The sequence below is a fragment of the Acinetobacter pengchengensis genome (assembly GCF_982235305.1).
On record NZ_CEVATJ010000001.1, the window covers coordinates 2,156,608 to 2,181,236 of the forward strand.

Consider the following 24,629-nt stretch of genomic DNA (forward strand, 5'->3'; position numbering starts at 1 on the left):
AGATCGCTGCAGCGGTCACTTTAAATCATGTCTAACTATTCCTTCAAAAAAAAAGATTCATTATTTGGTCATAATGAATCCTTAGAATAGACCGATTTTAAAAATTAGATCAAGACTTTTCGTTCAGAAGATGACGGAATATTTAATGACTCACGATATTTCGCTATAGTCCGACGTGCTACATCAATTCCTTCCTCCTTAAGTAGATTAGCAATTGTGTTATCGGATAAAGGCTTACGTGGATTTTCATCTGCAATTAATTTTTTAATCTTGGCGCGAATCGCAGTTGAGGATGCTTCACCGCCTGAACTGGTTCCGACGTGACTTGAAAAGAAATATTTCAATTCAAACAAACCACGCGGAGTTAACATATATTTATTGGTGGTCACCCGTGAAACTGTAGATTCATGCAATTCCACCTCATCAGCAACATCACGCAAAATCAAAGGCTTCATTCCTTCAGCACCAATTTCTAGAAATTCACGTTGATGCTGTACAATACAGGTCGCGACTTTTAATAAAGTTTTATGACGTTCATCGACACTTTTAATAAAGTTTTTTGCATCCAACATTTGATTGCGCAAATATTGATTTTCTTCGCTTTGATCCGCGCGTTTAATCATATTGGCATAAAATGAATTGATTCTAAGCTTCGGCACAACATCTGGATTCAATTGCACCTGCCAATGATCCTGTTTTTTACTGACCACCACATCTGGAATTTGATAGTCTAAATCCTGATCTTCAAATGCTTTACCAGGATGCGCTTTCAAAGTTTTTAATAAAGACACTGCATACTGAAGCTGATCAGCACTTAAACCTGTTTGCTTAATTAACTTGGCTAAATCATTCGCAATTAATAATTCATAATGCTGTAAAAGTTGCAATGCCTCCTGACGATAAGGCACATCTGTAGCCAAACTTTCAAGCTGAATAGATAAGCATTCCGCCAAATTACGCGAACCGATTCCAATTGGATCTAAACGCTGAATATGTTTCAAAACGACTAAAACTTCATCGTCTTCAACTTCATCATCATATTCCATGGAGATCAATAGATGCTGTACAGATGTAGTGATTTCCGATATTTCACAATCCAAGAAACCATTGTCATCTAAAGCATCGACAATACAGTAGGCAATGAGCTGCTCAACTTGAGAAAAATGTAACAGATTGATTTGTTGCATCATGTGCTCTTTTAAACCCAAATGCCCCTGACGATTATCCTCTCGCTCTTCATATTCCGCCGTGCCCAAACTCGTTGGTAAATGAGTGTACACATCATCCCAGTCTGTATCGACAGGCAAGTCATTAGGCAGATGATCTGCATTTAATTCTTTGGTTAAATCTTTTTGATTATGTTCTTGCTCTTCTAAAGTGGATAAACTTTCGAAACTACTTTGTTCTTCGACTTTTTCTAATAGAGGGTTACTGTCCAACTGAATTTGAACTTCTTGTTCAAGCTCTAAACTTGAAAGCTGAAGCAAACGAATGGCTTGTTGTAACTGCGGTGTCAGCGACAAGGAGTTTGCAACTTTTAATCCAACCGATAACTTCATTTTCACCACTCTTTTAAATTTATTTTTTCAAAAACTTAATACATAAGTTTTTGATAAGCAATTTCTATGCCGTTATTTTAGATATAACATAAATTTATGAAAAAACATAAAGATTTTAATTAGAAATTCTATTCAATTTATTTTCTTTTTCTACTTATCTTTCCCCATAAAAAAACACCCCCAACGTGAGTTGAGGGTGTTTGAATAATGAGCTGGCGATGACTTACTCTCACATGGGTAATCCCACACTACCATCAGCGCGAAGAGGTTTCACTTCTGAGTTCGGGAAGGGATCAGGTGGTTCACTCTTGCTATGGTCGCCAGCACAACTGTTATGGACTTGTTCGGGTCTTAGTTACATTGCTTTTGCTTGATGCTTTTGCATGTAATGCCTTACTTGGTTCCAAATGAGTTATTAACAGGTTGGCTATTGGGTCTGAAGTTTATTGTTTAGCGTTCACTAAATCAAGTTTTTGTTTGATCGTTAGATCAATATGAAATCGATTGATCCTCACTTCTTTCGAAGTTCGTACAACAACTGTTTGGGTGTTGTATAGTCAAGCCTCACGAGCAATTAGTATTGGTCAGCTTCACATATCGCTATGCTTCCACATCCAACCTATCAACGTCGTAGTCTTCAACGGCTCTTTAGGAGGCATAAAGCCTCGGGGAAATCTTATCTTGAGGTAGGCTTCCCGCTTAGATGCTTTCAGCGGTTATCCCTTCCGAACATAGCTACCCGGCGATGCGACTGGCGTCACAACCGGTACACCAGAGGTTCGTCCACTCTGGTCCTCTCGTACTAGGAGCAGATCCTCTCAAATTTCCAGCGCCCACGGTAGATAGGGACCGAACTGTCTCACGACGTTCTAAACCCAGCTCGCGTACCTCTTTAAATGGCGAACAGCCATACCCTTGGGACCTGCTTCAGCCCCAGGATGAGATGAGCCGACATCGAGGTGCCAAACACCGCCGTCGATATGAACTCTTGGGCGGTATCAGCCTGTTATCCCCAGAGTACCTTTTATCCGTTGAGCGATGGCCCTTCCATACAGAACCACCGGATCACTAAGACCTACTTTCGTACCTGCTCGACTTGTGGGTCTCGCAGTTAAGCGCGCTTTTGCCTTTATACTCTACGCGTGATTTCCGACCACGCTGAGCGCACCTTCGTACTCCTCCGTTACTCTTTAGGAGGAGACCGCCCCAGTCAAACTACCCACCAGACATGGTCCTCGTCCCGGATAACGGGACAGAGTTAGAACCTCAACATTACCAGGGTGGTATTTCAAGGACGGCTCCACTCGGACTAGCGTCCAAGTTTCAAAGCCTCCCACCTATCCTACACAAGTAAGGTCAAAGTTCAATGTCAAGCTGCAGTAAAGGTTCACGGGGTCTTTCCGTCTAGCCGCGGGTACACCGCATCTTCACGGCGAATTCGATTTCACTGAGCCTCTGCTGGAGACAGCGCCGCCATCATTATGCCATTCGTGCAGGTCGGAACTTACCCGACAAGGAATTTCGCTACCTTAGGACCGTTATAGTTACGGCCGCCGTTTACTGGGGCTTCGATCAAGAGCTTCGCTTACGCTAACCCCATCAATTAACCTTCCAGCACCGGGCAGGCATCACACCCTATACGTCCACTTTCGTGTTTGCAGAGTGCTATGTTTTTAATAAACAGTTGCAGCGGCCTGGTTTCTGAGGCTGTCGACAGCTCAAGGAGCAAGTCCTATCACCATCAACAGCGTACCTTCTCCCGAAGTTACGGTACCATTTTGCCTAGTTCCTTCAGCAGAGTTCTCTCAAGCGCTTTGGTCTACTCGACCTGACCACCTGTGTCGGTTTCGGGTACGATTCCAGTGTAACTGAAGCTTAGAGACTTTTCCTGGAAGCAGGGTATCAGCCACTTCACTGTACAAGTACAGCTTGATATCAGATCTCAGCATAGAGCACCCCGGATTTGCCTAAGATGCATGCCTACTTCCTTTCACCTGGACTACCAACGCCAGGCTGACTTAACCTTCTCCGTCCTCTCATCGCATTACACTGAAGTATTGGAATATTAACCAATTTCCCATCGACTACGCCTCTCGGCCTCGCCTTAGGGGTCGACTCACCCAGCCCCGATTAACGTTGGACTGGAACCCTTGGTCTTTCAGCGAACGGGTTTTTCACCCGTTTTGTCGTTACTCACGTCAGCATTCGCACTTCTGATACCTCCAGCAGACTTCTCAATCCACCTTCGTCGGCTTACAGAACGCTCCCCTACCACGTATACAATGTATACATCCGCAGCTTCGGCACATAGTTTTAGCCCCGTTACATCTTCCGCGCAGGCCGACTCGACTAGTGAGCTATTACGCTTTCTTTAAAGGGTGGCTGCTTCTAAGCCAACCTCCTAGCTGTCTATGCCTTCCCACATCGTTTCCCACTTAACTATGATTTTGGGGCCTTAGCTGGCGGTCTGGATTGTTTTCCTCTTGACTACGGACGTTAGCACCCGCAGTCTGTCTCCCGGATAGTACTCATTGGTATTCGGAGTTTGCATCGGTTTGGTAAGTCGGGATGACCCCCTAGCCGAAACAGTGCTCTACCCCCAATGGTATTCGTCCGAGGCGCTACCTAAATAGCTTTCGGGGAGAACCAGCTATCACCGAGTTTGATTAGCCTTTCACCCCTATCCACAAGTCATCCCCTGGCTTTTCAACGACAGTGGGTTCGGTCCTCCAGTTAGTGTTACCCAACCTTCAACCTGCTCATGGATAGATCACCCGGTTTCGGGTCTATACCCAGCAACTATACGCCCTATTAAGACTCGATTTCTCTACGGCTCCCCTATGCGGTTAACCTCGCTACTGAATATAAGTCGCTGACCCATTATACAAAAGGTACGCAGTCACCAAACAAGTTGGCTCCCACTGCTTGTATGCATGCGGTTTCAGGATCTATTTCACTCCCCTCACAGGGGTTCTTTTCGCCTTTCCCTCACGGTACTGGTTCACTATCGGTCAGTCAGGAGTATTTAGCCTTGGAGGATGGTCCCCCCATATTCAGACAAGGTTTCACGTGCCTCGCCCTACTCGTCATCATTATGTGTGCCCTTTCGTGTACAGGACTATCACCCACTATGGTTGCACTTCCCAGAGCATTCCACTAAAACACACATAACTTAATGGGCTTTTCCCCTTTCGCTCGCCGCTACTGAGGGAATCTCAATTGATTTCTTTTCCTAAGGGTACTGAGATGTTTCACTTCCCCTCGTTCGCTTCGTATGACTATGTATTCATCATACGATACCTACCTTAAGGTAGGTGGGTTTCCCCATTCAGACATCTCCGGATCAAAGGATATTTGCCGCCTCCCCGGAGCTTTTCGCAGGCTATCACGTCTTTCTTCGCCTCTGACTGCCAAGGCATCCACCACATGCACTTAATTACTTGACTATACAACCCCAAACAGTCGTTAATCCCTACAAGTAGGATTAAGACAATTAAATAAATAATCAATGATCTATTTAATCTACAGTTTGAAGTCCCGTGCTCTTAAGCACCGTACAGCTTCAATCTAAATTCATATACCAAAACGCTTGATTCAGTTAATTTGCTAGTGCTCATTTCAATTCGTAATTAAACCGTAACACCGAAGCATTACTGTCAATCTTGAATAAAATGAGTTGAACAATTTATTTCAGACTCAATTTTTGCCAATCTGTTAATGATTCACTGCATCCTCGTCGGACTGCAGTCAACTGTGATAAATCACAGAACTTAATAAATCTAAATCAATCTCTTGATTCACCTTATTTATTAAGTTCTATAATTTAAAAATATCTTTCACTACCATATTAGATCAGATACTACGCGCAGCATAGCTGCTTGTCTTGCGCTTCGGCAAAGCGTTGCTTTGCTGATCGAAGCTCTGGTGGAGACTAGGAGAGTCGAACTCCTGACCTCCTGCGTGCAAAGCAGGCGCTCTACCAACTAAGCTAAGTCCCCAGCTTATCATTTTTGATTCGATGTATCAGATTATAGCCTGCGCACTCACTCACGTTCGTTTGCCTTGCGCTTCGCCTTAAAGCAGTGCTTTAAGTCTTGCTCATGGTGGGTCTGACAAGACTTGAACTTGTGACCCCACGCTTATCAAGCGTGTGCTCTAACCAACTGAGCTACAGACCCTGAGAAAAATCAAAGCATCGCTTTGTATTTTTCGCAAGACAAACGCAGTGCGTAGTATCTGCTACTCAATCCAATTCGAAAACCTCGAATTATCTTTTAAGACACATCGTCATGAAGAACAACTTGTTGTGGATTCTTACCAATCGTCAATCTTTCGTTAAGGAGGTGATCCAGCCGCAGGTTCCCCTACGGCTACCTTGTTACGACTTCACCCCAGTCATCGGCCACACCGTGGTAAGCGTCCTCCTTACGGTTAGACTACCTACTTCTGGTGCAACAAACTCCCATGGTGTGACGGGCGGTGTGTACAAGGCCCGGGAACGTATTCACCGCGGCATTCTGATCCGCGATTACTAGCGATTCCGACTTCACGCAGTCGAGTTGCAGACTGCGATCCGGACTACGATCGGCTTTTTGAGATTAGCATCACATCGCTGTGTAGCAACCCTTTGTACCGACCATTGTAGCACGTGTGTAGCCCTGGCCGTAAGGGCCATGATGACTTGACGTCGTCCCCGCCTTCCTCCAGTTTGTCACTGGCAGTATCCTTAAAGTTCCCATCCGAAATGCTGGCAAGTAAGGAAAAGGGTTGCGCTCGTTGCGGGACTTAACCCAACATCTCACGACACGAGCTGACGACAGCCATGCAGCACCTGTATGTAGATTCCCGAAGGCACCAATCCATCTCTGGAAAGTCTCTACTATGTCAAGGCCAGGTAAGGTTCTTCGCGTTGCATCGAATTAAACCACATGCTCCACCGCTTGTGCGGGCCCCCGTCAATTCATTTGAGTTTTAGTCTTGCGACCGTACTCCCCAGGCGGTCTACTTATCGCGTTAGCTGCGCCACTAAAGGATCAAATCCCCCAACGGCTAGTAGACATCGTTTACGGCATGGACTACCAGGGTATCTAATCCTGTTTGCTCCCCATGCTTTCGCACCTCAGTGTCAGTATTAGGCCAGATGGCTGCCTTCGCCATCGGTATTCCTCCAGATCTCTACGCATTTCACCGCTACACCTGGAATTCTACCATCCTCTCCCATACTCTAGCTAACCAGTATCGAATGCAATTCCCAAGTTAAGCTCGGGGATTTCACATTTGACTTAATTAACCACCTACGCGCGCTTTACGCCCAGTAAATCCGATTAACGCTCGCACCCTCTGTATTACCGCGGCTGCTGGCACAGAGTTAGCCGGTGCTTATTCTGTGGGTAACGTCCACTCTTCTTAGGTATTAACCAAGAGAGCCTCCTCCCCACTTAAAGTGCTTTACAACCAAAAGGCCTTCTTCACACACGCGGCATGGCTGGATCAGGGTTCCCCCCATTGTCCAATATTCCCCACTGCTGCCTCCCGTAGGAGTCTGGGCCGTGTCTCAGTCCCAGTGTGGCGGATCATCCTCTCAGACCCGCTACAGATCGTCGCCTTGGTAGGCCTTTACCCCACCAACTAGCTAATCCGACTTAGGCTCATCTATTAGCGCAAGGCCCGAAGGTCCCCTGCTTTCTCCCGTAGGACGTATGCGGTATTAGCATCCCTTTCGAAATGTTGTCCCCCACTAATAGGCAGATTCCTAAGCTTTACTCACCCGTCCGCCGCTAGCTCAGTTACCGAAGCAACCTCGCCCGCTCGACTTGCATGTGTTAAGCCTGCCGCCAGCGTTCAATCTGAGCCATGATCAAACTCTTCAGTTAAAATCATTTTGTCACTTTATTCGAAGTGACCAAATCTGGCTCATCAATTTTCTGACTTAAATTTCGCTCAAATAAACTTCGAGTAATTTAAACCAATCAATCAATGAAAATAATTTCGATCAATCAACCAGTAAAAATCCACACAAGTTGTTCTTCATAATCTCTTAATGATCTTCTTGCCACTTCGTCAGCAGCAAGCTAGGTCGGCTATATTACGCTTTATTTCTAAAGTGTCAACTGGTAAATTAAATTATTTTAAACTTATCAAATAAAACCCAACTCAATCATTTCCAACCAAGTCATTGTTTTATCAGAAGTTTTAATCTGCATCACCGCCGATGGATGTGCATTATAGGGCAATTATTTTACCTTGCAATACTTTTTTTTAAAGAAATATATCGGGTGCTTGTTTTTTGTTCTTTTTTGCATTTTTTACATACATTTTGAGCAAATTTGCTTCAATACATCGTTTCAATTAACTGTTAATATATAACCATCGGCGATATAACAGCTTTTGCTTACTCAGATTTAAGCGCTAGGATTCTTATGTATCAACAAAAATATCTTTGGGTGTGCCTTGTTTCTTTAGGATTCATCACCTCAACACATGCGACAACATCATCATCTTCTAGAGAAGAAGTTACTCAAAAAGAAACCGCTGAAGTTATTGCGGCAGATTCATCTTCTAAAACTAAAAATAGTCGTTTGGATGCACTAAAAGAATTAAAAAATGTAAAAACCAAAGATTTAAAAGTGAATGCAAATGCTACACAACCCGATGAAGTCAAAGACCCACTCCAGCCTTTGAACCGTCAGGTTTATGCATTCAATGACATGCTAGATCGTAATATCGCGCGTCCACTTGCAGTGCAATATGCAAAAAATGTCCCTCGTGAAGTTCGCGGTTCATATCGCCAGTTCAGAAAAAACTTAGGTGAACCTTGGAATGCGGTTAATCAATTGATTCAAGGTCGCCCTTTACGTGCCGCAAAAACTTTAGGTCGTTTTAGCTTAAACACCATTACCACTTTAGGAATGGCTGACCCTGCACGTCGTTTAGGTTTAGATACTGAAGAAGAAAATTTTGGTACAACCTTGGGCTATTACGGTGTCCCTTCAGGGCCTTATGTTATGTTACCAATTTACGGACCAAGTACTTTCCGTGATGGTTTTGGCACAATTGTAGATGGTCAGGCGCGTCCACAAAAATACATTTTAGATGGGAATGACCGTTTATATTGGTCGGAACAAGTTATGCGCGGCCTAGATACGCGTTCGCAAATCTTAGATGTAGAAAAAGTATTACAGGGCGATAAATATGCCGCGATTCGAGATATTTACTTGCAACGTAAAAACTTTGAAATTGCAGAAAAGAAAGGACTCGATGCCGACAGTATTTCTTTTGTAGATGATGAAACCGAAGAGTTTTTCGATGATCAAGAAGAAATAACCGCACCTGAAGAAAGCAAAGAATAATTTGTAAAACATTTTACTCAAGGTGTGTTTTTACTTTCCTTGAGTATTCAGGCATTGTTATAGTAACGCTTTGTTTAGGTTAAGGGTCAACACAAAACTCTATGTATTTCATTCAACCCACACGCGATATTCCATATCTAGAACAGGTGCTCGACACACTTCCTAGTGTGCAAATGATTCACATAGATGACATCAGTTTGTATGACCCAACCATTATTGCAATTGCCGATGTGCACGATTATTTAACCCATCAATGGAATTTACCCACGATTGTATTGGCCTTTGAAGATGAAGGTACAGCATTGGTGCAAGCATGGGAGCAAGGTGCTTTAGCAGGTTGGTTGTGGAGTCGTTTACCCGAAAATCCACCGCAAGCCTTACGCAAAATTGACGCACAATATAAACGTAATCAAGACAGCCGTGACTTACCTTCTGCAGCAGAACTACAAAAAAAATTACTGCCAAATCCTATTGAACTGTACAACTACCGTGTTGATACCTTATTTAAACCTTCGGCTTATTTGTCGGGCGATTGGTTTGATTACTGGAAAATCAGTGACAAAGAAATTATGTTCTATTTGGCCGATGTGTCTGGGCATGGTGTAACCAGTAGTTTACTGACGTCTTGGATGGCTGCCTTTCATGGTCGCTCCAAAACACCGCGCGAGCTGATTAAAAAGCTGAATGGCATGCTGGTTCAAGAAAATATTGAAAAGCATATCACTATGATTAGTGGGATTTTAAATATTGAAACCCATGAGCTGCGTTGGTCGAGTGCGGGGCATTATCCACCTGCCATTATAATCTCGCCCAATCAAGCACCTAGGATTTTAAATACCAGTAGTTTCCCTCTAGGACTGACTGAAGATTTAGAAGTTGAAGAATTTGAGTGTGTATTAAATAAACAGGCGCGGTTTATTATCTGCTCCGATGGTGCATTGGAACCTTATAGCGGTGGTTTGAATGAACAGTTCGAGCAATTGGTCTTTCACTTGCAAAATCAATCATTCCAAGCCCCCGATCATGTGGCAGATGATATTGCGATCTTGAGTTTATGCCGGACAAAATAAACAACAAATCAGTTAGTTAACCTCTTAACCCAAGATATACGACTGTAAGCTACTTGAGTCTATATAGTCGCTATGGGATAATTATCTGATCCTTCTCTGCAAATGGCATTTATATGTCAACAGGTCATGTTGAATATGCAAGCTTGAATGGAACGCATATCTTTAAGCTTTTTGGCGAAGTGCGTGCCCAATCTTGTATTAGTCTAGACAAACTACTCAGTAAAATTGAACAGCAATCTAATGTAGTGGGTGCAATTGTAGATTTAACCCAAACTACATTTATTGACAGTACAGTTTTAGGTGTATTGGCTAAGCTAGGCTTAAAACTGAAACAAATTCATCACATTCAAGCAGTTATGCTATCTACGAATCCTGACATTACTACGCTCGCCAATAGCATGGGCTTAGGACAGGTATTTGTAATTTTAAACTACTGTGGCGAACCGACACTCTGCACGCGTGAACTGGTCGAAGAACACGTTACACATAGCAATATGCTCACCACAGTATTAGATGCCCATAAAACCCTCATGAAGCTGAATGAAAACAACCAAAATATGTTTGAACCTTTGGTGAAACAGCTACAAAAAGAACAAGATAATCTCGATCAATGTGCTGACCAAAATCAGCAGAACGCTTGATCTTCACTTAGGAATAGGTTGATGACTCTACTTTCTGTTGCTCAAATGAACTCGCAAAACGATATTGAAGAAAACTTCAAAATCATTGAAACATTGATTCAACAGAGTAAAGTTGATGGTGCAGAGCTGATCGTTTTTCCAGAAAATTTTGTCTGCTTTGCGGCTGGTAAACAACGCGAAACCGCGGCACAGTTTGAAAGTATTCAACAGCGTTTGGAACAGCTTGCGCATCAATATCAAATCTGGATTGTAGCAGGTACATTGCCCTGTCCGTATCGCCCAGACGGCTCAACAATTGCAGATGGTCGTGTGCGTACGGTCAGTTTATGTATTAGCCCAGAAAAAACCGAAGCACGTTATGACAAAATTCATTTGTTTGATGTGCAAGTTGGCGACTCAGTTGGTGGTTATCAGGAATCTAAATTTTTTGAACCTGGTTCTGAAGTTGTTGTGGCCAAAACACCGTTTGGTCATATCGGCTTAATGGTGTGTTATGACTTGCGCTTTCCTGAATTGGCCTTAACTTTACGTGCTCAGGGCGCCAATATTTTAACTGCGCCATCAGCTTTTACCTACACCACAGGTCAAATGCACTGGCAATTGCTCTTGCAGGCACGTGGCATGGATAGTCAATGTCAGGTTTTAGGTGCAGCCCAACAAGGCTGGCATGGTGAAAAACGTCAGACTTGGGGACATTCAGGCGCTGCTAATTCACGTGGGCAGTTATTATCAATGGTGCAAGACGAAGGTACGCAACTGATTACAGTGCCCTTTGATTTAGATGAACAAAGCAAAATTCGAGAGTCAATGCCGTTAATCCAGCATCGTCGTTTATTGCAATTTTAAACTCAAATTTCAATAAAAAGGGCTGATCTACAATATAGTGATCAACCCTTTTCATTTCCCATCTTACTTTTTAACTATTCAGCCGCTTCATTGGTAACACGCAAGACTTCTTCCAAGGTCGTTTTACCAGCCAATACCTTACGCAATCCATCTTCACGAATAGAACCTGATTGCTGTCGTGCATAATCTTCCAGTTCGTATTCTGCGGCATTGCCATGAATCAGACGGCGCATCGCTTCATCTACAGGTACAATTTCATAAATTGCAGTCCGCCCTGTAAAACCTGTATGTGAGCAATGCTCACAGCCTTTGGGTTGTGGAAGTTTCAAATCGGTTGCATCGGTCACATGTTTAAACAATGCTTGTTCAAAGTCATCTGCGTCATGCCACGTGGCACATTGTGAACATAAGGTACGTACCAAACGCTGTGCAATTACACCAATTAAAGAACTTGACAACAAGAACGGCTCGATGCCCATATCTTTTAAACGTGTGACTGCACCAATAGCAGTATTAGTATGCAGTGTAGATAATACCAAGTGACCCGTTAAAGAGGCCTGCACCGCAATTTCGGCAGTTTCCAAGTCACGAATTTCCCCGACCATCACCACATCGGGGTCTTGGCGCAGCATGGCTTTTAAAGCACGCGCAAAGGTCATATCCACTTTGGTGTTGACCTGTGTTTGTCCAATCCCTTCAAGTTGATATTCAATTGGGTCTTCTGCAGTCAAAATATTTTTAGAACCGTCATTTAGGTCTGACAAGGCGGCATATAATGTCGTAGTTTTACCTGAACCTGTCGGCCCTGTAACCAAAATAATCCCATGTGGTCGATGTACCAGTTGCTTTAAGCGATCATAATCATTTTGCATCAACCCCAAGTGCGTCATGTTTAAACGACCCGCTTGCTTATCCAGCAAACGCATCACCACTCGCTCACCATGTGAAGATGGAAGCGTTGAAACACGCACATCGACCTCACGACCTGCCAGTCTGAGCGAAATGCGACCATCTTGAGGAATACGTTTTTCAGCAATATCGAGCTTGGCCATGACTTTAATACGTGACACCAACAACGGCGCCAATTCACGACGAGGTTGTACAATTTCACGTAGCTGACCATCGACCCGTAAACGCACCGACAATTTTTTTTCAAAAGATTCGATATGAATATCGGATGCACCGACCCGAATCGCTTCAGATAGTAAGGCATTAATTAAACGTACAATAGGTGCGTCATCTTCCTGATCCATCAGATCTTCTGCTTCTGGAACTGAATCTGCCAAACTGAGCAAGTCAGGATGATCTTCCAGTCCCGCAGCGACTTGCTGCGACTCACCCGTATCACCTGCAAAACTGCTGCTTAATAATTTGTGAAATTCCTGATTGCTACAAAGTTGATGCTGTGCAGGATGCCCCAGAAAACGACGTGCTTCTTGAATGGCAAGCATCGGCGTATTTTCACGACGTACAATAAAGGCATGATCGCCTTCATAACGAATTAACACCCCATGGCGTTTGGCAAAGCTATACGGTATTTGTAATTGTTTCAGTACTTGCATCAGAGATTATAATAATGATGAAAAAATTTAATTTGAGTGTACTCTAAGCGTATAACAGCGTGAAGTCTGTTTTCGCTGATTTATCAAGAAAGGGATAGGCCATTGTCACAAATTCATGAGATTTCAGAAACTGATTCAGCTAAATTAAAATGGTGGGGTGATTATGCGTTTGAGCTCAATCATCCTAAAGCGTGGCAATTTGGCTCACTCTTAGTACGTTTGACGCGTGGCATGCAAGAATGGCGGTTGGAATACTATCGTCCGCAAATTCAATATGATTATGAACAGCAATGGCATAAAATTGATGATCCTGAATTTGCCTTTCCACAACCTATAAAAATTGAACGCTATATGTTCAAATCTACACAAAGTAAATTACACCTCATGCCACGTTTGGCAGACCGTTCCGTGGTAATCAAACCTGTCGATCCAATTTATATTCCTGCAGGGCAACGCGGCACCTTGTATATCAGCACGCCATTGTGGATGTCTGCCTTTGTAGATGGACAACGTGAACCCATTTTTGATTTGCCAGTTATTCGCCCGAAAGATACTTGGTTTGGCCCAAATCATCGTACAGGTGAAATTTGCTATGCCACAGCAGTCGATGGCCGTACCGAATTACATCAACTCAAACCCCGTGCATTTCGTGCCGTCACGCCTATTGAATTTCACAACACCAGTAATCAACAATTGCGTTTTGACCGAATGAATGTGCCTGTGCCTGCACTGCCTTTATTTTTCAGCGAAAGTACAGGTCGTTTATGGACTTCACAAATTAAAGTGATGCACGAAGGTTTAGACCGCCCGCTGCGGATTCGGATTGAAAATCGTACCCCACCACATGCAGGTGAGGTGACCTATTTGCAACCACCACGTGAAACGGCAGGTGCTTTATTTAATATGTTTGATTCATTCTTCTAAGAGGTTGTTATGGCAGATTCAAATATTTACAAAGAAATCACCAACAGCCTCAAAGGAATTTTTACCAGTATCAATACAGATCGTCTGACTGAAATTTTGGTCGCAATTGTATTGTCTTTGATTGGTTTTTTAATTGCGCGTTTTGTTTCCAATACTTTTGTGCGTACTATTGGCGCACGTTTTAATGCGCATCAACGCTTAGTTTGGCGACGCGGGATTTTTTACTTTATTTTCCTGCTGTTTGTGATGGCGAGCCTGAAAGAAGCAGGCTTTAAACTCAGCGTGTTTTTAGGTGCAGCAGGTATTTTAACCGTGGCTTTGGGTTTTGCCTCACAAACCTCGGCATCCAATTTAATTAGTGGCATGTTCCTAATTGGTGAAGGTTCTTTTGAAGTGGGCGATACTATTCAAATCACCCTGATTCGTGGACATACCATTGAAGGTGAAGTGATTTCAATTGACTTACTTTCAGTCAAATTACTGACTCAGGACAATATTTATGTGCGTTTGCCCAATGAACAATTGATTCGTGCGCCCGTACAGAACTTGTCTAAGTTTCCCATCCGACGTGTGCCTATTACCCTAGCGATTAACTTTCACGAAGATATTATTAAAGTGCGTGAAGTATTGCTCAGCGTTGCCAATCAATATGCCTTAGTATTGTCTGACCCAAAGCCTGCTGTAACGGTTACAGCTTTCCGTGAATCCTCAATTGAATTGTTGTTTGCGGTGTGGTGTCAGCAAGAAAACTTTTTTAAAGTACGCGATGAAATGCAGGAACGTATCCGTAATGGTTTCCTAGACAACCAAATCGAAATTCCTGTACCCAAAATGGGGTTTGTTGATCATCCTTTATCGCGCCCTTTAAACAATGAAGACCTTGATCAATATGCCAGCGCCCAAGCACTGAAACGAGAACCAGACTTAAAGTAACCGTTTCAGTCTTCGACACTTTGCCTCTTACTAAAATTAATGATCTGCTCAAACTTTAGAAGACGGCGAAGTGTTATTTTTTGCAAGATTTAGCTCGGGAATTGGGGCGATGTATGCAATTAGCAGCATGCCCAAACCTGCAGCAAAGAATGACAGTATGCGCATGAGAGTTCCAATATTAGATAAATCCAAGAGTACCAATTTCAAGGTCACAATAACCAAAATACTGCTGCCTAAAATCCATAAGGCACGTAATTGTTTTAGACTAGCAATCCACATGGCGATACAAGCTAAACTTACCCAAAGCAAGGTCAGACTGAGCTGCACAGTCGCATCTTGCCAAACAGCAATCCCGTTGATTGGCGTTCCCAAATACAAATGCAAGGCACGTAATAGCACATAACTACTCAGCCACAGTAAACTCAAGACCATAATCACCGCAGTCAAGCCTTGATCTAAATTGGTTTTGCGTTGCAGATTCAGCATCCACAAAATAGCCACCAACATGGCTATACTGACCAAATCAAATGGATTCAAAATAGGCAGTACATAGCCGTAAAATGCTTGTTCCGTCAACAGTTGTGAACATAGCATCCACATCAACATAAAGATTAAATTGCTACGCGCATACCAAAACTTGCGCCAATCTGAATCTGGTTGTTGCCACCAACACCACGCAGCAAAGATCAATGGTAAAATCACCACACTGCTATACGGATGTTGAGGAAACAGCGTTAAACTCGCCATCGCCAAAATGGGTAACAGCCCTAAACTCACCCACTCTTTGTCGCTACGGACAGTCCATATAGGACGCAGCCACAAGACACAGAGCACACTTGCAAACAAGGCAAATAGCAGACGTTCAGCGCCCGAAACCCAATGCACTGCCCCATCATAGCTACGGCTGAATAATAATCCTGCTGCAGTGAGTGAAACAGGCGTTAAACCTAACCATTTGGGCAATAACCATGACCATGTCGCTTGACGAGAAAGCAATACTTCGTTGAAGAGCAAATAGATGACCACCACTGCCAAAAGCGTCTGTACTGTTGCAAGCTCTCCATCGAAGTAGTCTAAGCCTAACCATAGCCATAAACTGGTTGCAGACAACATCATGAGACACAGTACGCTCGTGGTAGCGGTGCTCAGTTGTTGTCTAAATACTGCACGGCTGTTGGAAAACACCACAACCGTGGCATAACTTAGGCTCAGTACCCAATAAATACTGCGTTCGAAATAAGGCAACTCGACTAAATAATACAACCCTGACAAGCCCGCAACGGCAAACAAACCCAATGCCAAATAACGGCTAATTTTAGAATGTTGAATAAAGGCAAAAATAAACACAGCCACGCCTTGCAATGCCCACCCGATGACACTCCACTGTTCAGGCAGTAAAATAGGAGGAATCAACACACTAAAAATCAGCATCAAACTGAAATAACTCTGTGCAATAAATTTTGTCTGCCGATGCTGTTTGGTCAGCCAATACAAACCAGCAAAAATTACAGCAAACAACAAACTAAAAGCTGCCTGCCCTGCTGTTTCTTCAAAATACATGAGATATAAACAAGCATAACCGACAATGGGTGCACCAAAAATTAAGGCAAGATCTAAAATAGGTTTCAGCTGAAACGAGACAACATCATCCTGTGCCAAAAGCTGACTAAAGCGAAAACCCAACCAAATAAAAATAGCCGCATGCGCCAAAATCAGTAGCGTTAACACCTGCCGTTCAAAGATATAACCATGATAAAAGGCATAACTGCCACCGACCACAACCGTCATTAAAAATGCGATTTGATTTAAATATTTCCACGGGCGCAAACTACTTAAAATGGCAACAGAAATATTAATCAGCAAATAATAAGCAATAAATTCAATGGCTGTGGCATTACGGACAGGTAAAGTAAACGGTGCGAAATAAGCAATTAGCATTGCCATGAGGGCAAGTTCGACTGATTGTTGTTTTAAACTCAGCCAGAGCGTGAGCAACATCACCACAATAAAACACAGACTGGCAACCACTAAATTTGGAATGACCAAATTGTAATAAGCAAAAAATAAGGTCAGACACAACCCTGCCAACCCCAAACCTTGTACCGCCAAAGCGAAGCTGCGATTTTTGTTGCGTAATAGATAACCAAATACTATCACGGCAGCACTCACGCCAGAAACGAACAGAAGTTTCACCGCCAAACTAAATTGCCAATGCTCAGTAGCAAAACGTAACAGCAACACCACACCAATAAGTAATACTGCAATTGCCGCTTTTAACACGGGATTGCCATGCAACAGCCATAATTGGGCTTGTTGCAATAAGCTATTACTTGATGTGCGCGCTTGTGTTGCAAAAGAGCCAGCAGACCTTGAGGAATTAGCTAAATCTGGAGCTGAATATTTTTGATCTAGATGTTCTTGATCTTGATATGAATAAGAAACTTGAGCTGGTTGTTCCTGAACAGAGTTTGGCACACTCGATAATATGGAATCAGGTTGAATAGCGATGGTTTCAGGTTGAGAAGTTGTTGATATAACGCTCCCATCCACATTCGCCTTAGATAATGAAAGACTTGCATCGACTTCAGATGTTTTGGCTAAAATATGCTCTGTGAATTGCGTTTGAGTCTTTGTTTCTTGAGCATAGGCCTTTTGGGGATAGCTCTTTTGAGCATGCGTCTGAAGCTTAGCAGCACTTTGTAATTGCTGTAATTGATACAGCCCTTGCTCCAAACGCTGCAACCATCGCAATAACATAAAAATCCATGCACTTAAAGCAATCGATGCCAGCAAATACCAATCCAGCAACACCCCTAAAAAAGCAATAAAAGTGGCGATATATAAAGGAGTTTTAGAGCTTTGACGCTGTACTTGGGACTGCGCTTCTGCAACCTGTTCCAGTGAATTCTGCACTCGTCCCACAAAAAATATCACACTGACCACTGCAGCGACTGCACAGATATAACTCAGCATCGGCACATCGAGCCACCATGCACCAATTGCTACTATGATTAATAGCATGAACCAAATGATTCGAATTTCATTCTGCCGTGTCTGCATTGCTCTTCATTTTATTGATATTGTCATGGCTCCGATCATACAACAGCCAGCACGAATCTGAATCAGGATTCATCAACAATTCGGTAACTGCGCGTCTGCAACACTTGCCTTAAAATCAGTTTCTGCGACAACTACAAAAATCACGTACAATAAACTGCTTATTTGCAGGAGGAATCAATCCATGCCACCATTTGTCTTGGTCGATGGCTCATATTTTCTATTTCGTGCCTTTCACGCACTACCACCATTAACCACGTCAACTGGTTTACATACCAATGCTATTCGTGGCGCGATCTCTGCGATTCAAAAGTTGATGCGTCGTACTCAGCCTACTCACATGGCGGTGATTTTTGATACCCCTGAGCCGACTTTTCGCCATGAATTATCGCCTATCTATAAAGGTGACCGCCCAAGTATGCCTGAGGAACTTTCTCAGCAAATCCCATACTTACACGCTTTAATTCGTGCTTTGGGTATTCCGCTTTACATGCTGCCAGGCGCAGAAGCCGATGATATTATAGGAACTTTAGCCAAACGTGCTGAAGCTGAAGGACAGCAAGTGCTGATTTCTACAGGCGATAAAGACATGGCGCAGTTGGTAACTGAAAAAGTTACCCTTGAAGACAGCTTCAAAGAAAAGCCAATGGATATACAGGCGGTATTCGATAAGTTTGGCGTATGGCCACATCAAATTATTGATTACCTCACGCTCATGGGTGATGCTTCCGATGGCATTATGGGTGTGCCTGGTATTGGCGCCAAAACTGCTGCAAAACTGCTGACCGAATATGGCTCGATTGGTGGGATTTTGGAAAATGTCGACCACATTAAAGGCAAAGTCGGACAAAATATTAAAGACAATGCGGATGGTATTGCGTTGGATCATCAACTTGCCAGCATTGTGTGTGATCTTGATCTAGGCTTTGGCTATGCCGATCTAAAACTGCAAAACCCAAATGTCGAAGCCCTACGCAATTTATATACAGAGCTAGAATTCCGTAACCAATTACAATCGCTTGATCATCCAAATAATCCAAACAACAACAATTATCAACAAGCTGCACAAACAGTCGCCGCACCGACAGCCAATGAAATTGAAACTGAAGATCAAGCCACACAAAGCAGTATCGATGATCAACTCGGAGTAGCAACATACCAAACCATTTTAGATCAGATGGATTGGGATAGTTTGCTGCAACGCTTGCAAACTGCACAGCGTTTTGCCTTTGATACCGAAACCACCAGTCTAGATTATCGCGTTGCAGAAATTGTTGGTTTCTCAGTCGCTTTCGATGCCAAAAATGCCTACTATGTACCTTTAGCGCATGATTATGAAGGCGCACCACAGCAGCTCAACCGTGATCAAATCTTGGCGCAAATCAAACCTATTTTAGAAAATAATGCTGTGGAGAAAATTGGGCACCATTTAAAATATGATGCGCATGTGCTTGAAAATCATGGTATTCATTTACAAGGTTGGTATTTCGATACCATGCTGGCATCTTATGTGCTCAACTCAGTTGCAACTCGACACGGCATGGATGATGTGGCACGTTTATATTTAAGTCACCTGACTACATCGTATGAGCAAATTGCAGGCAAAGGCGTTAAACAAAAAACCTTCAATCAAATTGAAATTGAAACGGCTGCACACTACGCTGCAGAAGATGCGCATGTCACCTATCGTTTATATGAAGTGCTGTCTGCGAAGCTACAAAAACATCCTGAATTGGTCAATATTTTGCACAACATTGAAATGCCTGTGGCTCGTGTGCTGACCTGCATGGAAGAAAACGGCATTCAACTTGACCTGGAATTTTTAGATCAATTAGGTGTCGATTTTGCCCGAACCATGCAAGATTTAGAAAACCAAATTGTAGAGTTGGCAGGTGAAAACTTTAATGTCAGCTCACCCAAACAAGTGGGTGAAATCCTATTTGATAAACTCGGACTCAAAGGCGGCAAGAAAACCGCAACAGGTCAATACAGCACCAGTGAAAGTGTTTTGGAGAAAATTGAGCATCCGATTAGTAGCTTAATTTTAGACTACCGTGGTTTATCCAAACTAAAAAGCACCTATACCGATGGTTTGCTGAAACAAGCCAACAACGATACGCATCGAGTGCATACCAGTTATCACCAAGCTTTGACTGCAACAGGGCGTTTATCTTCCACCGATCCAAACTTACAAAACATTCCCATTCGTACCGAAATTGGTCGTCAAATTCGTAAAGCCTTTGTCGCACCTGAAGGTCGTGTGCTATTGGCAGCCGACTACTCGCAAATCGAATTACGTTTAATGGCGCATTTTTCACAAGATGATGCCCTGCTCGATGCCTTTAACCACGGTCAAGACGTGCACCGCCGTACTGCAGCAGAAGTCTTGGGTATTGCCTTAGAAGATGTAACCTCAGATCAGCGTCGTCAGGCTAAGGCCGTAAACTTCGGTTTGCTCTACGGCATGTCTGAATTTGGCTTAATTCGTCAGCTTGGGTTTACCCGTGAAGAATCACAAAACTACATCAAGCAATATTTCCAGCGTTATCCAGGTATTTATGAATATATGCAGCGCACCCGCCAAGTCGCGCTAGAACAAGGTTTTGTAGAAACTATTTTAGGCCGTCGCCTCTATACGCCAGATATTGCTGCACGTAATATGATGATACGTAAAGCGGCAGAACGTGCGGCAATTAACGCGCCATTACAAGGCTCTGCAGCGGATATTATTAAAATGGCGATGATTGAAGTTGACAAAATGTTACCGCAAGCGCAAGCCAAAATGTTGCTGCAAGTACACGATGAATTGGTATTTGAAGTCGATCGCGATGCGGCAGATGAACTCGCGCCGAAGTTGGCAGAAGTCATGCAATCTGTAGTGGAAATTTCAGTACCATTGGTAGTGGAAGTCGGTCAAGGCAATAACTGGGATGAAGCACACTAAAATCGTTGCACTCTCTTTTTCCGCACCTTCCTTCTTCGAGAAGGAAGGTCAGGGTGAAGGTTATTTGTATTCCCAAAGACATATTAAGGTCGTCAGTCCAAACTTCAAGCATTAAAAAGGACTCCAAGAGTCCTTTTTAATGGTTCTGGAATATTGCGACTTATAAGCCTGTCAGCAAAACAATCGCCACCTGATTCATAATGATTTCAGCGATATATAAAGCCAAAAATGCAATAATAGGCGACAAATCAATCATCCCCATGTTTGGCAATAAACGACGAAATGGTGCCAACAACGGCTCTGCCAACTCTTGAATCACTTCAATATACGGGCCTCGAGATTGAGTAAACATCACCACCCAACTTAAAATAATGGTGGCAAAAATCAAATAACGACAGAAACGGATTAAATCCTGAATCATAGTCACAAAAGTCAGAATCACTAAGTGAATTGGACTATTTGGCATCGCACCATTTAAGTACATGACACCAAATATTTTGAGTAAATACAGCACCACCAACAAAGCTAAGGCAGCAGAATTGACCCGACCTTTGCCAACTGTTGGAAAGATACGTCCAAATACATCTACAATTTTGGTGGCTTTAATGGTTGAAAGCACCACAGGGTTATAAGGACTCACCGCTGCCAATTGCATTAGGAAACGGAAGAATACGAGCAAAATCGCTACGTTAATGATAATGCCAAAAATTAGCGCAGAATTTGCACCCATACTTAAACTTTCCTAAAATTTAAATTCGTTGTTTTTCAATAAATTAAATACTATCACTCAACTCTTGCGCTAATTCTTGACTACGCGTTTTAGCAGCAGCCAACGCCGCCTGAATATTTTGTGAAATTTGTGCATGATCAAACACTTCAATCGCAGCTTGGGTCGTGCCATTTGGTGAAGTCACATTTTTGCGTAATTCTGCAGGTGTATTCGAGCTGGTAATTGCCATTTGCGCAGCACCCAAAGCAGTTTGCAAGGTCAATGCTGTCGCAACTTTTTCATCTAAACCTAAGTTCTTGCCTGCACGAATCATGCTTTCCATCAAATAGAAGAAATATGCTGGCCCTGAACCAGATACTGCAGTCACAGCATCAATTTGCGCCTCAGAGTTTACCCAAATAGTTAAACCTGTCGCTGCCAAAACCTGACTTGCCAATTCACGGTCAGTGCTATTGACCTGTTCGGTTGCATACAAACCATGTGCACCTGTTTGCACCAAAGCAGGCGTATTTGGCATTACCCGCACTACACGTTCTGTACCCAATAACTCAGAAATCGTGGCAATTTCTGCGCCCGCAACAATCGAAATCACCAGTTTATCTTCAAACTGACCGTGCAATGGACGCAATACTTGTGCCAAAACCTGTGGTTTGACTGCAAATACCACAATATCTGCATCTGCAATCGCGGCCAAATTATCCTCAGTGACATGCACATCTTTTTCTTTCAATAAATCACGTACTTGTTCTACAGGATCTGAAACTGTAATACGGGTAGGCGGCAAACCTCTGGCAATCAAACCACCAATCAAGGCTTGCGCCATGTTGCCACCGCCAATGAAACTAATATTACAATTCAATACTGCACTCATGATCCACGCTCTTCGTTGAGTTCTTTGTCGTTAAGAGACTAAATTCGGTTGCCATCCATCTGCGACACAATAGTCCGACTGTGCAAGCCAAAAGCCTTTGGGGCTAAAAACGCCTAGCATAACATTATCTAGGCTTAATATTTGAATTGTATGACGTGTCCACGGAAAAATTTGTGCTTCCTGAATAGCTTTTTTCAGTGGCCATGTGCCCACCCGACCATACAAATGAATTTTTTCACCACCCAAACGTGGCCGTAAAGTTAATCGACGATTCAGCAAAGTTGCAGATAAACCAACTTTGGCTTGTTGCAGTTGATAACAGCCAGACCACACTTGAAAAGTCTGATCTGCCTGTAAACATAACGCTTGTTCTTCTGCCTCAAACTGTTCTGCAGCTAAATACTCTGCTTTTGGCAAACGAAATAATTGTTGCTGATAACGCAGATAATAATAATCCTGACAATGTAACGCCGCTTGTGCATCGGCTTTGGCCTGAATCACTTCTCGCTGCAAACGATCGACCATATCATAACTTGGGCGATATTGTGCTTGCCCTTTCATCCACGCCGATAAAAGCTGACGTTGCCGTGGCAAAGATAATTGTTGTAACTGAATTAAATTCAACTGCGAAGCTGAACCGCAAGCCGCTAAATCCTGCGCTAAAACTTCGGCCAAAATATGTTCGGCATCTTGCATCAAGTTTGCAGTACGTGCCACAGCTTGCTGCATTCTAGGAAAACGTTGTTGCAACACTGGCCACAACATTTCTCTCGCCCATGCTCGGTCATAATGCACATCCTGATTACTAGGGTCTTGCACATAATCCAGCTTTAATTCAGCACTCCATTGGCAAATCTGCTCACGCGAGACCTCCAATAACGGACGCCAAATGCTCAAATCATCCCGTACATCGACAACCTCCATGGCAGCAAGTCCTTTCACACCTGCGCCTGAAAACAAACGCAGCAATACGGTTTCCGCCTGATCTTGCTGATGGTGCGCCAATACTAAAACTTCGTCGCTATCCAAGTGCTGCATATAGGCCTGATAACGCGCCTGACGTGCCTGATTTTCTAGATTACCCTCAGACACACTGACTTTTTGCAGTACACACGGTACATTTAAATTCTGACAGGTGGCTTGCACCAACACGCCCCACGCTGCGCTTGGACTTTGCAATTGGTGATCAATGTAAATCGCGCGTACTTTTTCAGGACACAAAAATGATAAAAGATGCAGTAGCAACATGGAATCCATGCCGCCACTACATCCAATTAAAAATTTTGTCTGTGCAGGAAAAGCCTGTAGTTGACTTAAGACGCTAGACCTAAATTGTCGCTGCCAAACTTCATTAAACGCTGGTAACGTTCTTCGCATCGTTGTGTTGCATCCATCGCTTGCAATTCATTCAAAGCTTCTTTTAACACATTTTTTAGACTGTGCATGACGTGTACAGGATTTAAATGTGCTCCCTCACCTTCATCAACCACGTATTCTACAATACCAATCTTTTGCAGTTTTTCTGCGGTCAATGCCAATGCTTCACTGGCTTGTTCGGCTTTTTCTGCAGTTTTCCAGAGAATAGACGCACAACCTTCTGGTGAAATAACAGAGTAAATACTGTGTGACAACATCACTACACGGTCAGCCACACCAATACCCAAAGCACCACCTGAACCACCTTCGCCCAATACTGTAGCAATTACAGGTACTTTTAAATTCGACAGTTGTGCCAAGCTAGTCGCAATCGCTTCTGCCTGACCACGTTCTTCTGCACCTACACCTGGGTATGCGCCCATGGTATCAACAAAAGTGAAAACTGGCAGATTAAAACGCTCTGCCATATCCATAAGACGCTGTGCCTTACGGTAGCCTTCTGGATTACACATCCCAAAGTTGTGTTGTAATTTTTCGCGGGTACTGCGACCACGATGTTGACCTATCACCATGACAGGCTGACCATCAAAGCGTGCCAATCCACCGATCATTGCCCCATCATCACCAAATAAACGATCACCATGCAAGGCATCAAATTCAGTGAAAATTTCACCCACATAGTCTAGAAATTGCGGACGTTCAGGATGACGTGCAATTTGCACGGTTTTCCATGCTTTAGATTGAGCAGCTTTTTTCATAAGTCGAC

Annotated in this window: 14 protein-coding genes, 2 tRNA genes and 3 rRNA genes; 7 read left to right on the plus strand and 12 right to left on the minus strand. The window is 43.3% G+C overall.

The window, feature by feature from the left end:
* Positions 1–104: 104 nt before the first annotated feature.
* The 6 genes from AC0T5Z_RS10495 to AC0T5Z_RS10520 form a co-directional block, all read right to left on the minus strand.
* A complete protein-coding gene (locus tag AC0T5Z_RS10495; RefSeq protein WP_435337346.1) occupies positions 105–1,559 on the minus strand; it encodes an RNA polymerase factor sigma-54 in 1,455 nt (484 codons plus the stop codon).
* A gap of 210 nt (positions 1,560–1,769) precedes the next feature.
* Positions 1,770–1,884: ribosomal RNA gene (gene rrf / locus AC0T5Z_RS10500) — 5S ribosomal RNA — on the minus strand.
* A 228-nt stretch (positions 1,885–2,112) separates the two neighbouring features.
* Positions 2,113–5,005 (minus strand): 23S ribosomal RNA (locus AC0T5Z_RS10505).
* Between the two features lie 476 nt (positions 5,006–5,481).
* A tRNA-Ala gene (locus tag AC0T5Z_RS10510) sits at positions 5,482–5,557 on the minus strand.
* 103 nt (positions 5,558–5,660) lie between these two features.
* Positions 5,661–5,737: transfer RNA gene (locus AC0T5Z_RS10515), tRNA-Ile, on the minus strand.
* A gap of 158 nt (positions 5,738–5,895) precedes the next feature.
* Positions 5,896–7,432 (minus strand): 16S ribosomal RNA (locus AC0T5Z_RS10520).
* Together the 16S, 23S and 5S rRNA genes with 2 tRNA genes alongside form the textbook arrangement of a ribosomal RNA operon.
* A gap of 546 nt (positions 7,433–7,978) precedes the next feature.
* On the opposite strand from AC0T5Z_RS10520, the gene AC0T5Z_RS10525 reads away from it, so the two are divergent.
* The 4 genes from AC0T5Z_RS10525 (at position 7,979) to AC0T5Z_RS10540 (ending at position 11,465) form a co-directional block, all read left to right on the plus strand.
* Positions 7,979–8,908, plus strand: a complete 930-nt coding sequence (locus AC0T5Z_RS10525; RefSeq protein WP_435337606.1) for an MlaA family lipoprotein — start codon at positions 7,979–7,981, stop codon at positions 8,906–8,908.
* 101 nt (positions 8,909–9,009) lie between these two features.
* Positions 9,010–9,978: an RsbU family protein phosphatase GigA gene (gene gigA, locus AC0T5Z_RS10530; RefSeq protein WP_435337607.1), complete on the plus strand. Its 969-nt coding sequence runs from the start codon at positions 9,010–9,012 to the stop codon at positions 9,976–9,978.
* Between the two features lie 113 nt (positions 9,979–10,091).
* Positions 10,092–10,619, plus strand: a complete 528-nt coding sequence (gigB, locus tag AC0T5Z_RS10535) for an anti-anti-sigma factor GigB (protein WP_435337608.1) — start codon at positions 10,092–10,094, stop codon at positions 10,617–10,619.
* A 21-nt stretch (positions 10,620–10,640) separates the two neighbouring features.
* Positions 10,641–11,465, plus strand: a complete 825-nt coding sequence (locus tag AC0T5Z_RS10540) for a carbon-nitrogen hydrolase family protein (protein ID WP_435337609.1) — start codon at positions 10,641–10,643, stop codon at positions 11,463–11,465.
* 74 nt (positions 11,466–11,539) lie between these two features.
* Here the strand turns inward: AC0T5Z_RS10540 and gspE are convergent, their stop codons facing one another.
* Positions 11,540–13,027 carry a type II secretion system ATPase GspE gene (gspE, locus tag AC0T5Z_RS10545; protein WP_435337610.1) on the minus strand — a complete coding sequence of 496 codons (1,488 nt, stop codon included), beginning with the start codon at positions 13,025–13,027 and terminating at the stop codon, positions 11,540–11,542.
* Between the two features lie 102 nt (positions 13,028–13,129).
* Between gspE and AC0T5Z_RS10550 the strand changes: the two genes are divergently transcribed.
* Positions 13,130–13,951 (plus strand): hypothetical protein, encoded by an 822-nt coding sequence (locus AC0T5Z_RS10550; RefSeq protein ID WP_435337611.1) that lies wholly within the window; start codon positions 13,130–13,132, stop codon positions 13,949–13,951.
* 9 nt (positions 13,952–13,960) lie between these two features.
* Positions 13,961–14,884: a mechanosensitive ion channel family protein gene (locus AC0T5Z_RS10555; protein ID WP_435337612.1), complete on the plus strand. Its 924-nt coding sequence runs from the start codon at positions 13,961–13,963 to the stop codon at positions 14,882–14,884.
* 48 nt (positions 14,885–14,932) lie between these two features.
* On the opposite strand, the gene AC0T5Z_RS10560 is transcribed toward AC0T5Z_RS10555, so the two are convergent.
* Positions 14,933–17,944: a DUF2339 domain-containing protein gene (locus AC0T5Z_RS10560; protein ID WP_435337613.1), complete on the minus strand. Its 3,012-nt coding sequence runs from the start codon at positions 17,942–17,944 to the stop codon at positions 14,933–14,935.
* Positions 17,945–18,125: 181 nt separating this feature from the next.
* On the opposite strand from AC0T5Z_RS10560, the gene polA reads away from it, so the two are divergent.
* Positions 18,126–20,885: a DNA polymerase I gene (gene polA / locus AC0T5Z_RS10565; RefSeq protein ID WP_435337614.1), complete on the plus strand. Its 2,760-nt coding sequence runs from the start codon at positions 18,126–18,128 to the stop codon at positions 20,883–20,885.
* A 160-nt stretch (positions 20,886–21,045) separates the two neighbouring features.
* Here polA and AC0T5Z_RS10570 read toward each other — a convergent pair whose 3' ends face one another.
* From AC0T5Z_RS10570 to AC0T5Z_RS10585, 4 genes are read right to left on the minus strand one after another with little or no spacing between them, the layout of a single operon-like run.
* On the minus strand, positions 21,046–21,615 hold the full coding sequence (locus AC0T5Z_RS10570; protein WP_180112611.1) for a YggT family protein: 570 nt from the start codon (positions 21,613–21,615) through the stop codon (positions 21,046–21,048).
* A 43-nt stretch (positions 21,616–21,658) separates the two neighbouring features.
* Positions 21,659–22,486 (minus strand): pyrroline-5-carboxylate reductase, encoded by an 828-nt coding sequence (gene proC / locus AC0T5Z_RS10575; RefSeq protein ID WP_435337615.1) that lies wholly within the window; start codon positions 22,484–22,486, stop codon positions 21,659–21,661.
* Positions 22,487–22,516: 30 nt separating this feature from the next.
* Entirely contained in the window at positions 22,517–23,863 is a 1,347-nt protein-coding gene (gene tilS, locus AC0T5Z_RS10580; RefSeq protein WP_435337616.1) for a tRNA lysidine(34) synthetase TilS, read from the minus strand.
* A complete protein-coding gene (locus tag AC0T5Z_RS10585) occupies positions 23,800–24,621 on the minus strand; it encodes an acetyl-CoA carboxylase carboxyltransferase subunit alpha (protein WP_435337617.1) in 822 nt (273 codons plus the stop codon). Before AC0T5Z_RS10585 ends, tilS begins: the two co-directional genes overlap by 64 nt.
* Positions 24,622–24,629 lie beyond the last annotated feature (8 nt).

What these genes read in the sequence shown, in the direction of transcription:
- AC0T5Z_RS10495 (WP_435337346.1), bottom strand. Translation starts at nt 1,559, where the DNA reads ATGAAGTTATCGGTTGGATTAAAAGTTGCAAACTCCTTGTCGCTGACA.
- AC0T5Z_RS10525 (WP_435337606.1), top strand. Translation starts at nt 7,979, where the DNA reads ATGTATCAACAAAAATATCTTTGGGTGTGCCTTGTTTCTTTAGGATTC.
- gigA (WP_435337607.1), top strand. Translation starts at nt 9,010, where the DNA reads ATGTATTTCATTCAACCCACACGCGATATTCCATATCTAGAACAGGTG.
- gigB (WP_435337608.1), top strand. Translation starts at nt 10,092, where the DNA reads ATGTCAACAGGTCATGTTGAATATGCAAGCTTGAATGGAACGCATATC.
- AC0T5Z_RS10540 (WP_435337609.1), top strand. Translation starts at nt 10,641, where the DNA reads ATGACTCTACTTTCTGTTGCTCAAATGAACTCGCAAAACGATATTGAA.
- gspE (WP_435337610.1), bottom strand. Translation starts at nt 13,027, where the DNA reads ATGCAAGTACTGAAACAATTACAAATACCGTATAGCTTTGCCAAACGC.
- AC0T5Z_RS10555 (WP_435337612.1), top strand. Translation starts at nt 13,961, where the DNA reads ATGGCAGATTCAAATATTTACAAAGAAATCACCAACAGCCTCAAAGGA.
- AC0T5Z_RS10560 (WP_435337613.1), bottom strand. Translation starts at nt 17,944, where the DNA reads ATGCAGACACGGCAGAATGAAATTCGAATCATTTGGTTCATGCTATTA.
- polA (WP_435337614.1), top strand. Translation starts at nt 18,126, where the DNA reads ATGCCACCATTTGTCTTGGTCGATGGCTCATATTTTCTATTTCGTGCC.
- AC0T5Z_RS10570 (WP_180112611.1), bottom strand. Translation starts at nt 21,615, where the DNA reads ATGGGTGCAAATTCTGCGCTAATTTTTGGCATTATCATTAACGTAGCG.
- proC (WP_435337615.1), bottom strand. Translation starts at nt 22,486, where the DNA reads ATGAGTGCAGTATTGAATTGTAATATTAGTTTCATTGGCGGTGGCAAC.
- tilS (WP_435337616.1), bottom strand. Translation starts at nt 23,863, where the DNA reads ATGCGAAGAACGTTACCAGCGTTTAATGAAGTTTGGCAGCGACAATTT.
- AC0T5Z_RS10585 (WP_435337617.1), bottom strand. Translation starts at nt 24,621, where the DNA reads ATGAAAAAAGCTGCTCAATCTAAAGCATGGAAAACCGTGCAAATTGCA.